We start from the raw sequence: 10,840 nt of genomic DNA, 5'->3' as shown, positions 1-10,840 counted from the left end.
TTCTGTTTGAGGAAAATAGCGTATTATTCATGGCTGTATCCTTCCTCTCATCCACCTATTTTAAATCAAGCTCACAAAGGAGCTTGATTCTTTTTTTAGTATAATGTATACAAGAAAGGAAGTATTCTACAGCAATGGGAGATGAATAAATGAAGAGTATAGACATTAAGGCAGCGCGTGTTCACAATCTTAAAGAAATCGACATTTCTATTCCTAAAAACAAGTTAATTGTTGCGACAGGCGTTAGTGGATCAGGCAAATCCAGTCTTATGTTCGATATCATTTTCGAGGAAGGGCGCAGGGAATATCTTCAATCGATCGGTATGTTCGCGGGACTTGAAGACGAACGAAAGTTCGACAGTATTTCAGGCATAGGACCTACGGTCGCTGTTCAGCAAAGCATTGTTCGTCAAAGCAATCCCAGATCAACGGTCGGCTCAAGGACACAGCTGCTGGGCCTTCTCGGTCTCCTCTATTCTAGCGAAGGCCAAATTTCCTGTTCCGAATGCGAGGCACTCATTGAGAATGGCCTAACCTGCAGCGAATGCGGGAATGAAGAGGAGCGGCTGGAAATGAGCTACTTCTCACACAACAACGCCAACGGAATGTGCATGAAGTGCTCCGGACGAGGCGCTTACTATCATGTCAATATGGAGAAATTGGTTCCTAACGATAGAATTACGGTTCGTGAAATTTTTGATTCGATCGGCGTAACACCCGGCATCGGTAGAGTAATTGAGAGAAACCTCAAATCAAACATGGATATGCCGTACTCGCAATTGTCAGAAGAGATTAAAGATGAAGTGATCAATGGCCACTATATTAATAATAATAGTGCCAATCAAAGCTTCTGCTTGTCCAGAATATTGCAGATTCGTCATAAAAAAGGCGAATATATGAATGGCTTGTACGAATTAATTGCCTGTCCCGAATGTGATGGGTTCCGTATTGGAGAAGAAGCACGCAGAGTATTCATCAACGGTAGACATATCGGAGAAGTAGGCAAGATGACCCTTGTAGAGCTGAAGACATTTTTCGATTCTGTGTTGGAACAAGGACGCTTTACGCAGTCTGGGATAAACCTGATTCGGGATATTCTGCGTAAGACATCTTCGTTAATCAATGCTCGCCTGGGGCATCTGTCCCTTTACAGAGAAATGTCTTCCTTAAGTGGCGGTGAAATTCAGCGGTTATTCCTTAACTCGCATCTGGAATCGAAGATGGAGTCGCTCATTTACATTCTCGATGAGCCGACCGTAGGTTTACATGAATCGGAAAAGGCCGAGTTGCTTAAGTCGATCTATGCACTCAAGGAATTGGGCAACACCGTCATCGTTGTGGAACACGACAAAAGCACAATAGAAATGGCGGACTATATTATCGACATCGGGCCCAAAGCAGGGGTGGAAGGCGGTAAAGTCATCTATGAGGGCAGCTATGAGGGTTTGCTGCAATGTGAAGACTCGTTGACTGGTCAGTATCTGTCCGGTAGAGCCAAGATGCCGGATCGAAGGTTGAAATCTGATATTTTCCAGGATGATGCATCCCCAAGGCTTACCATCCGGAATGCCAGAACAAACAATTTGAAAGATGTGACTGTATCGCTTCCGCTAGGCGTTATTGTTGGGGTCGCCGGTGTTTCTGGTTGTGGGAAAAGCTCGCTCATTTCAGATACGCTAGTCCCCTTTTTAAGAAGCTATTTCCGGGATCAATCGAAGGGTAGCAGTGCAGCTAATATGGAAGATAGCTCTAACGACTTCGAGGACGATTCCACCCTTATCGAAACGATAGCAGAGAGTCTGGACGGCGTAGAATACCTTTCGGGATTTGCGGAAGTCTCGCAGGCACCGATAGGAAGGAATATTAACTCTAACCCGATCACCTTCATAAAAATTTGGGACAAAATCCGCAAGCTGTTTGCCGAGCAACCGGAAGCGCGGCAGCTCCACTTGTCCGCGGGACACTTCTCGTTTAATTCGGATGGCGCTTGCCCGGAGTGCGGTGGTAGCGGCCGTAAAGCCGTTTTTCCAGGCGCGACGATGAAGATTTATACGACGTGCACAGAGTGCAAAGGCAAACGTTACAATGATGAGGCGCTGAAGGTTCGATACAAAGGCAAAACGATTTCGGAAGTCCTCGATTTGCAAGTGTCGGAAGCCGTTTCCTTCTTTGAGGAGCATAAGGCGATTGTTGCTACATTGGAAGTCATGGAACGGATTGGTATGGGCTATATCACGCTGGGACAACCGACCTCGACCATGAGCGGAGGAGAGGCGCAAAGACTCAAGCTCGCAAAAGAAATCGGTAAAAAGAGGAAGGGGAATATCCTCTATGTGATGGATGAGCCAACAACTGGTCTAAGCTTATATGATACAGCTCAGCTCATTAAGCTGTTGAACGAGCTTGTCGCGAACGGAAATTCCGTTATCGTCATTGAACACAATCATGAGGTACTTGAATCGTGTGACTGGATTATTGAACTTGGTCCCGAAGGTGGATCAGGCGGAGGACGGATCATCGCAGAAGGGCCACCTCAAGCGTTAAAAAACAATCCTGATTCGATCACCGGCAAATATTTGGAGCTTCATTCATAAAATTGGGGGGATTAGCGAGATGAATCAACTAATGGACTGGGAAACGAAAGATGCTGAATCAGTTGGCATCAATCCAGAGAAGTTGAAAGAGCTAGATAACGGACTGAACTTCCAGCTTGGATTTATTAATAGCGTCATCGTTGTTAGAAAAGGAAGCATCGCGTATGAGAAATACTTTCACGGCTTTGGACCGGAGGATCCTCATGATGTGACTTCGGTTACGCAGGGGATTATCTCTGCCTTGATCGGAATTGCGATCGATCAAGGTCATATCCAAAGTGTTGACCAGAAAATTATCGACTTTTTTCCGGAGGCAACCGCCAGAGCAAGCGTTTTATTGAAAAGTACGCTGACCATTAAGCATCTTCTCACGATGACGGCGCCATATGCATGGAAGGGGAGCGATCCTTTGGATCGACTTCGGAGGCAAAAGAACTGGACGTTGTTTATTCTCGAAATGCTCGGCCAGAAAGGAAAAGCCGGTGATTTTCAGTACAGTTTGTCTAGCGCACATTTGCTGTCGGCCATTTTAACACGAAGCACAGGCGTTTCGACTCGCGAATATGCGAATGAATATTTATTTCGCCCGCTCGGCATTCGAGAAATTCCGGATCAGAAAATGAAGTCATTCTCGAAAGAAGACGTGCTTGGAAAAAACATTACCGGCTGGATCAAAGATCCCCAGGATTACAATATTGGTGGATGGGGGCTGACTTTAACACCAAGAGAGATGGCCCGCTTCGGTTATTTGTATGTGAATCGTGGCAAATGGGGCGACAAACAAATTGTTTCGGAGAAATGGATAGAAGAGTCGTTGTCACAACATCTTGAGGATTATGGCTACTTATGGTGGCTACGGGAAGATAACGGCATTTTCACATATATAGCGGCAGGAATAGGAGGTACATATATTTACTGCATGCCTGAGAAAGAGCTGGTCGTCATCGTTGCTTCTAAGATGGACAAAATGATTATCGACCGTTGGGAGCTTCTAGAGGATTACATCATTCCTGGCCTAATCGATTAGAAGCTTTTCAAATATTCGAAGTTATCAATGACAAAGAAAAAGGAGGCACATATGAAAACCTATGTATTCCCAGGACAAGGCTCGCAAGCGAAAGGCATGGGAGAAGGTCTCTTCGAAGCATTCCCTGATTTGGTCGAGAAAGCCGATGCAATTCTAGGTTATTCGATCAGAACACTTTGTCTCGACAATCCCGAAGGAAAGCTTCGTTTCACACAATATACGCAACCTGCCTTATATGTAGTCAATGCACTGTCGTACTTGAAAAAAATTAGAGATGGAAACCCGAAGCCGGATTTTCTGGCCGGGCATAGCTTGGGTGAGTACAATGCCGTTTTGGCGGCGGGTGGTTTCGATTTCGAAACAGGCCTAAAGCTGGTGAAAAAAAGAGGGGAATTGATGAGCCGGGCCTCCGGTGGTGCAATGGCTGCTGTAGTTGGCCTCACCGAAGATCAAATAAAAGCGGTACTAGTAAACAACAAATTGACGGAAATTGATATTGCGAATTTGAATACAACGACGCAAATTGTCATCTCAGGACACAAGGACGATATCGATCGTGCAAAGCCATATTTTGAAAGAGAAGGCGCTGATTATATCCCGCTGAATGTTAGCGCGGCATTCCACTCCCGCCACATGCAGGAAGCAAAGGATGAGTTTGAACAGTACCTGAAAGAGTTCTCCTATTCAGAGCTTACGATTCCCGTTATTTCGAATGTGACCGCGAGACCTTATAATCCTGCCGAAATCGTACCCAATTTGGCTGAACAACTGCGTTCATCCGTCAGATGGACGGATAGCATACGGTACTTGATTCGCCAAGGGGGCATGGAGTTTGAAGAACTTGGTCCGGGGAGTGTGCTTACTAAAATTATTGCAAAGATTAAAGTGGAAGCTCCGGCCGCTCAGCAGAAGGTTTCTGTCAGTGCGGGAATGACGAACTCCATAGAGAGCAAGGAAGAGGATACAGAAGGCCAAGCTGCATTCAAACAAAAGATCGATACCGCTTATCAGCAAACGGCGGACTGGAATCAAGCCTATGCAATCGGAACGAAGGTACGGTGCAAAGGGTATGAGGATGTTTTGATAACAAGAACTAAAGCAATGGTGCTGTTTGGCCACAGGGCAGCCGTGTACATGGAAGGCTATAACGGCTATTTTGCTTTAGAGGAGTTAAGGGCTCTCTAAGTGGATATGATCTATCGGTATTCAAAATAACACCGTTGTGTGCATGAATCAAATACTAAGGTGCGTCCTCATAAGTTATTAGAAATCTAATAGACTCGTGGGGACGCTTTTTTTGAAGGGGGAGGATGAGAATGATATCGACAACCGACTATGGCTATAAAATAGATATATTGCGAACCAGCTCTTCGGAATTCATTAATTATTGCTACCTCATTTCGGACCCTATATCGAGAGAAGCTTTTATCGTTGATCCTGCCTGGGAACTGGATACCATTGTACGCAGAATTGATGAGCTTGACGTCCAGCTTCGGGCTGTTCTACTGACCCACTCGCATTATGATCATGTTCATTTCGCCGACCCGCTAGTTGAAAGGTTTGAATGCAACGTACATATGTCAAAGACCGAAATTGATTACTATCAATTCAAGTGCGATAATTTGCATGCCTTGCAGCACCTCGATCGAATTGACATAGGAGAGATGCAAATCACGTGTTTAGAGACTCCAGGTCATACGGCTGGAGGGATGTGTTTCTATCTACCTTCTACCCTATTCACGGGAGATACGATATTCACAGAAGGTTGCGGGGCATGTCATTTTAGTGGAGGATCTGCTGAGCAAATGTATGACAGCATCCAGTTGATCAAGAACGGGCTTCCTAATTCTACACGTATATATCCTGGCCATTCATATGGTCTTTCTCCCGGACATACGATCGAGGAGTTGGTGCAAAACAATATCTATTTCCAATTGGATCAGAAAGAGCAGTTTGTAAGCTTTAGAATGCGAAGAAATCAGAAGCGTTTATTTGATTTCAAATGAGGTGAGTCAGTGGCAAGCCAAACGTATTCATTTTGGCTTAGCAGATTGAGGTTGGACCTATCGAACTCAGATTTAAGTAGCTTCAAAAAACGCTTGCAAACTTTGAATTCTACCCTACCTTTTCAGGTGCGAAGCTGAGATAATGGGAGAGGAATATGGCAAAGAAACAATAGGCAAAACAGTCTTCACCAACAGCACAAATAAACGCTACACACCCATAGGAGGAGTAGAGATGACGACACAACCATTACAACTGATCCAGTCCGCAGAAGGCCAGGCCTTGCTTGCTCAAATGTACGGACAGCAGCAGGTCGAGGAACAGACTGCACGTTACACGAAGCTGAACGCTTCTTTTGAAGAGTACTTTGGTGTACAAGAGGGCAGTAAATTGTTTAGCGCCGCAGGACGCAGTGAGATTGGTGGTAACCATACGGACCATAACCATGGTAAGGTACTGGCAGGCAGCATTACGCTGGATACGATTGCAGTGGCGGCACCAACCGCGGAATCCGTGATTACCTTTTATTCGGAAGGTTATGACAAAAAATATGTAATCGATCTCACAGAACTGACGCCGAAAGCAGAAGACGACGGTACGACGGCGTTGATTCGCGGTATGGCTGCGGGATTCGGAGAGTTTGGATACAAAGTTGGCGGCTTCCAGGCGTACATCTCCAGTAACGTGTTCTCGGCATCGGGTCTAAGCTCGTCGGCTTCCTTCGAGATGCTGATCTGTACGATTCTGAATCATTTCTACAACGAAGGAACGCTGGATGTTGTGGTGATGTCCAAGATTGGTCAGTATGCGGAGAATCAATATTGGAATAAACCGTCCGGTTTGCTGGATCAGATGGCTTGTGCTTATGGTGGTCTGATCGCGATTGATTTTGCGAATCCGGCTGAGCCTGTCATTGAACCTGTGCAATGGGATTTCCAACAGAATGGCTACTCCCTGGTGATTGTAAATACAGGCGGAAACCACGCCGATCTGACCGAAGATTACGCTGCCGTGCCGAATGAGATGAGAGCGGTTGCTCAGGCGCTGGGCCAAGAGTATGTTCGTGAGATTACAGCCGAGAACATCTACGCGAACCTCAAGCAGGTCCGTGAAGCTGCGGGAGATCGTGCGGTGCTGCGTGCACTTCATTTCCTGGAGGAGAATAACCGGGTAGATGGCCAAGTGCAGGCGCTGCGGGATGGACGTTTTGCAGACTTCCTGAATTTGATTACAGCGTCAGGGAACTCGTCCTGGAAGTGGCTCCAGAATGTGTACCAAAGTGGTTCCGTGAAGGAGCAGGAGATTGGGATTGCGCTGGCACTGACAGAAAACTATCTGCAAAACCTGGGCGATGGCGCCTGCCGTATCCACGGTGGTGGATTCGCAGGGGTTATCCTGACCATCCTTCCAAACGACAAAGTTGAGGAGTACATGTCCTGGATGCACGGTATGCTGGAAACGCCAATTATTGTCGTGAACGTGCGGGCACAGGGTGCAGTGTGTCTAAATGAATTGATCGGCTAGGCGTAAAATCATAATTGCATTAAATTTATGGGTAACGTGTAACGCTTCGAACATAAATGATTGTAGAACGTGAACAAACGAATCAGAAGAATAAATAAGTGTTTAACCAAGTCCGGGCCTGCCCGGGCTTTTTGGTTTATTTTAATTTCGACTAAAGTCCAAACTTTGAAGATGATTTACGTGTTGATTAGGTAGAGGGTTAGAAACGGCGGGCCGTTGCTTGGATGGTACTTAACATTTAACAGAGGAATATTTCAGTAAGTTTTGACAAGGGGGGGTGTGAAGGATGACTACAACCACAGTAAATGAAGAGGAACAATTATATGAAGAGTTGAGGCGTGAACTGGAAGATGTAGAAGACGGCGAGCAGCGGCAAAGAGTCCTGAATCGAATGATCAGACAGCTCAAGTTTGCCAAATGGCGAAAAGGACGAATGCATAAGTTCGACAACTACTTCCAAAATGTAAAACCGGTAACACTTTGGTTTATTTTAGCGACGGGGGCACTTACGCCCGTACTGTTATTTAGCATGTTCATATGGGTGTCGCTGTGGGTGGAATGAGATTGAAGCAGAGAGGGTAACTACCTTGTATAGGGGAGAAGCAAGAGATTGACATCAAGAGACAAGGGAGGTACTTATGTTATTTGCAGTTTTTTTTGTTGCCATTATATTCAGTGCTCTGCTGATCGTTCGAATTAATGAAGGAAGAAGACTGAGAATCGGCGCACTAACGGTTGTGGTCTACAGCATATTGCTGTGTCTGTTACTTGTATTTCAATCGGTTAAACAGGGTGAAGATTTTATGTATCTGGGGTTCTTCAATATGACCTATGGGGCGGCCAAAGTATGGATTAACATTTACGTCGTCATTGCGCTTGCAGCATTCTTAACGTATCTGGGTGCGAGCGAAGAGGAATAGGGGGTTTGAAGTTATGGCTGCGGCGAGTGAGATTGTATGTATAGGTTGCTGCTGAAAAACTCCATTACGATCGAGTGGTTATTTTAACCTCACGTATACATGTAATTGGATTCTACTTCTTTTGATCAAGAATCTCTTTGGGAACGATCGCATTCTGCACTTCAAAAGTATCATAATTGACGAGAATCGTGATCCCCGTATCTTTATTATTTTTTACATGTCCGCTCAAACTCACATTATGACTCAGGTCAGCGGGAAGGTATTTGTAATCTGTGAACTCTACCTCCACACCATAGTTCTCCTTAAAATAGGTGAGACTCACTTGCTGGGCTTTCTCTAAAGTTTCCTTTTGTTCGCTTGATATACATCCGGAAAACAAAAAAATGCATATGAATAAAAATGAGAATGTAAGATGTTTTTTTATGAGCATGTTCACTTCATTACTCCTTATTTCTAATCAAAACCAAAACACTCCTGTTCTTCATTAACACTGATGCAACCATTTTTATATATAACATATCCAAAGTACATTTGGAATTAATTAGTGGAAAAAAAGATACCGCAAATCATCAGAATGGATCATTCCGATGGTTAGCGGTTCTCTGAGTTAACTTTATTCTAGTGTGACTCTTGCGGGTGTTTTTGTTCCAGAGGCTGCACTTGCCCTTGCACATACTGATGATATTCACGGAAACTGCTGATATGATGCAGAGCATCGGTTTTGGATGACTGAATTTTGATCTTACCGTTTCCAGGATTGTTTTTCATCTCGGTCAGTACCGATTTGGATCCTTCGATATCACCTGACATTTCCTGAATTCGCTGCAGCAATGCTGGGTGCCCTTCATGCTGAAGCATTTCAGCAAGTGGTCTCATTTCCTCTAGCTTTTGACTGGATCGTTCGAGTGTAGTCATCACCTGATCCCCATCGGTACTTGCACTTAATGAGACCATTCGGTGGATATGATCCTTCTCCATGCGCTCCAATGCCTCAAGATGAGAAGCCTCAAGCCGTTTGGGGTCATTCCAGTTTTCAACTTGAACCTCTGGTTCACTTTGCTGTGATACCTGGTTTGCACTATTCCCGTTATTCCCGCATCCCCATATTAACGATGAACAGGTCAGGATTACACCGACTGCAATGATGCTTTTCAAGCTCATGTTGTCACTCCTTCTATTTTTTCCTGAAGGTAGTATGAGCCAACATATATCGAATCATGCCTATTCCGCAGAATTCCTTTCCTGAAATGACGCATATCCCCAAAAATTCAGGTAACAACAGCCTACGTTAATTCTTTAGTGATGATACTTCGATGTCATAAATTGCAGACTTTTAGCTTATTTTTGCTGACCTGTGTTTTCGGGCATGTGGACTTGATTTATAATGAATTGATTTGAATAAGAGGTAATTATTCCAAAAACGGGCATTAAGGAGGAACGATGCACATCTACAACAACCCGATTTGGCGCTGGACCTTTACGCTGCTGTATCCCGCCATTATTTTCGTCTTTCAGAGCTGGGGCCCCATATTGGACTCGTGGGTGGGCCCCATTATCTTTGTAGCTTTATTTTGCTTTCTGTGGAGCGGGATTGAGGAGATGTTCATCTCGACCGGATTGACCTGGTTTGTGGCTATCCCGTGCTGGTGGTATTTTATTGAGCGTCCGAAACCGTCGTTCGGTGCGGAACATTTTGCGGCACATTTATGGTTAATTGTGGTCATATATATCGTTTTCGTACTCATTCCGCAGGCGCTGATCCTAACCACCCGTTTGCGGATCATGAATTATTTGAATAAAAAGTGAGATAGGAGAGGGTGGGGGGTTGCCTTCTTCTTAGATCATTTAACTCATGTATAGGAGAGAGATAGTTTGCCAAATAAAGATCTAGATCGAAGCAAAGAAAGAAGTTTTTTATACATCATGATATTTACCTTAATATACGGATTGACGTTGCTGCTCTGGCCTTTGATTGCTTTTGCCATGGGGATGTCGCTCGCTGCGCCAACACCTCCCGAATATGAGGTCGCAAGCCGTCTGGAAGGTGCGTTACTCATGACGTATCCCATCAGTGTTATTGCAGCCTTGATTGCGGGCTGGGTATCGTATCATGCGAGGAGGTACACCTTTCCTTACTGGATCATGCAGCTGCCTCTGTTATGGATTGCGGCCTGGATATTGGTAATTTACTTAGGAGAAGCACTATCTGACGTACCATTTTTACGATAGTCTGTCTATACATAGCGTTTCAATGTAAGGGAGGGAACAAATGAACCGTCTAAAGGGATTAAACGTACCCTATGTCATTTTCTTTCTCTGGAACGTACTTATGATCTTTGCCGTGCATGGGTTAACATTTCAGCATGAAGCTGGCAGAGGAGTCTCCGGCAATGGTAACCCGGGGATACTCATTTTGTTTCCGTCCCTTCTGACGTTTCTGATCCAGTGTATCTGGACGGTGTCGTTGTCCAAGTGGTGGCTTTATGATCAGCGTCAGCGGTGGGGCGATAAAGTGCATGTCATAGTGCCTTTGCTTGCTGTGCTGCTGTGTGTCTTGTCTGTCTTTTTGGAGCTGCAAATGATTGAGAATCTGCGGACGCAGCTGGGCGGCTTCACGAATGATCCGAGCTCGGCCGTGTACCGTTTTGGCTGGTTGAACCAATACACGAATACTCTTTATTACAATTCTCCAATCCTGCTGTTCGGACTGTCATTGTCTATATTCATTGGCTGGCTGATGGAACGGAGCGTACGCAAAAGCAGTTCATAAA

12 protein-coding genes are annotated in these 10,840 nt (G+C 45.1%); 10 read left to right on the top strand and 2 right to left on the bottom strand.

The annotated features are described in order from the left end of the window. Positions 1-149: 149 nt before the first annotated feature. The 7 genes from ABGV42_RS16590 (at position 150) to ABGV42_RS16560 (ending at position 8,069) form a co-directional block, all read left to right on the top strand. Positions 150-2,594 carry an excinuclease ABC subunit UvrA gene (locus ABGV42_RS16590; RefSeq protein ID WP_347382624.1) on the top strand — a complete coding sequence of 815 codons (2,445 nt, stop codon included), beginning with the start codon at positions 150-152 and terminating at the stop codon, positions 2,592-2,594. 19 nt (positions 2,595-2,613) lie between these two features. Beyond that, the gene (locus tag ABGV42_RS16585; protein ID WP_347382623.1) at positions 2,614-3,621 is read left to right on the top strand and encodes a serine hydrolase domain-containing protein; all 1,008 of its coding nucleotides are present in this window, start codon (positions 2,614-2,616) and stop codon (positions 3,619-3,621) included. Between the two features lie 51 nt (positions 3,622-3,672). Beyond that, complete coding sequence (fabD, locus tag ABGV42_RS16580; protein ID WP_347382622.1) at positions 3,673-4,806, top strand: ACP S-malonyltransferase; 1,134 nt, start codon at positions 3,673-3,675, stop codon at positions 4,804-4,806. Positions 4,807-4,937: 131 nt separating this feature from the next. Beyond that, positions 4,938-5,627: an MBL fold metallo-hydrolase gene (locus tag ABGV42_RS16575; protein WP_431523624.1), complete on the top strand. Its 690-nt coding sequence runs from the start codon at positions 4,938-4,940 to the stop codon at positions 5,625-5,627. A gap of 232 nt (positions 5,628-5,859) precedes the next feature. Further along, a complete protein-coding gene (locus ABGV42_RS16570; protein ID WP_347382620.1) occupies positions 5,860-7,149 on the top strand; it encodes a galactokinase in 1,290 nt (429 codons plus the stop codon). Between the two features lie 286 nt (positions 7,150-7,435). Beyond that, positions 7,436-7,711 carry a hypothetical protein gene (locus tag ABGV42_RS16565; RefSeq protein WP_347382619.1) on the top strand — a complete coding sequence of 92 codons (276 nt, stop codon included), beginning with the start codon at positions 7,436-7,438 and terminating at the stop codon, positions 7,709-7,711. Positions 7,712-7,787: 76 nt separating this feature from the next. Continuing rightward, positions 7,788-8,069 (top strand): hypothetical protein, encoded by a 282-nt coding sequence (locus ABGV42_RS16560; protein ID WP_347382618.1) that lies wholly within the window; start codon positions 7,788-7,790, stop codon positions 8,067-8,069. Between the two features lie 112 nt (positions 8,070-8,181). Here the strand turns inward: ABGV42_RS16560 and ABGV42_RS16555 are convergent, their stop codons facing one another. Beyond that, positions 8,182-8,358, bottom strand: a complete 177-nt coding sequence (locus tag ABGV42_RS16555) for a hypothetical protein (protein ID WP_347382617.1) — start codon at positions 8,356-8,358, stop codon at positions 8,182-8,184. Positions 8,359-8,687: 329 nt separating this feature from the next. Next, positions 8,688-9,230 carry a hypothetical protein gene (locus ABGV42_RS16550; protein WP_347382616.1) on the bottom strand — a complete coding sequence of 181 codons (543 nt, stop codon included), beginning with the start codon at positions 9,228-9,230 and terminating at the stop codon, positions 8,688-8,690. A gap of 279 nt (positions 9,231-9,509) precedes the next feature. On the opposite strand from ABGV42_RS16550, the gene ABGV42_RS16545 reads away from it, so the two are divergent. The 3 genes from ABGV42_RS16545 to ABGV42_RS16535 all read left to right on the top strand — a co-directional run bounded on the left by ABGV42_RS16545 (position 9,510) and on the right by ABGV42_RS16535 (position 10,839). Next, positions 9,510-9,875: a hypothetical protein gene (locus ABGV42_RS16545; RefSeq protein ID WP_347382615.1), complete on the top strand. Its 366-nt coding sequence runs from the start codon at positions 9,510-9,512 to the stop codon at positions 9,873-9,875. Positions 9,876-9,941: 66 nt separating this feature from the next. Beyond that, positions 9,942-10,298, top strand: a complete 357-nt coding sequence (locus ABGV42_RS16540) for a hypothetical protein (RefSeq protein WP_347382614.1) — start codon at positions 9,942-9,944, stop codon at positions 10,296-10,298. A 40-nt stretch (positions 10,299-10,338) separates the two neighbouring features. Further along, positions 10,339-10,839 (top strand): hypothetical protein, encoded by a 501-nt coding sequence (locus tag ABGV42_RS16535; RefSeq protein ID WP_347382613.1) that lies wholly within the window; start codon positions 10,339-10,341, stop codon positions 10,837-10,839. The last annotated feature ends 1 nt before the right edge of the window (position 10,840 follow it).

The sequence above is a fragment of the Paenibacillus pabuli genome (genome assembly GCF_039831995.1).
Classification (GTDB): domain Bacteria; phylum Bacillota; class Bacilli; order Paenibacillales; family Paenibacillaceae; genus Paenibacillus; species Paenibacillus pabuli_C.
Note: the sequence above shows the minus strand (reverse complement) of the source record. Positions and strands in the feature narration are given on the sequence as shown.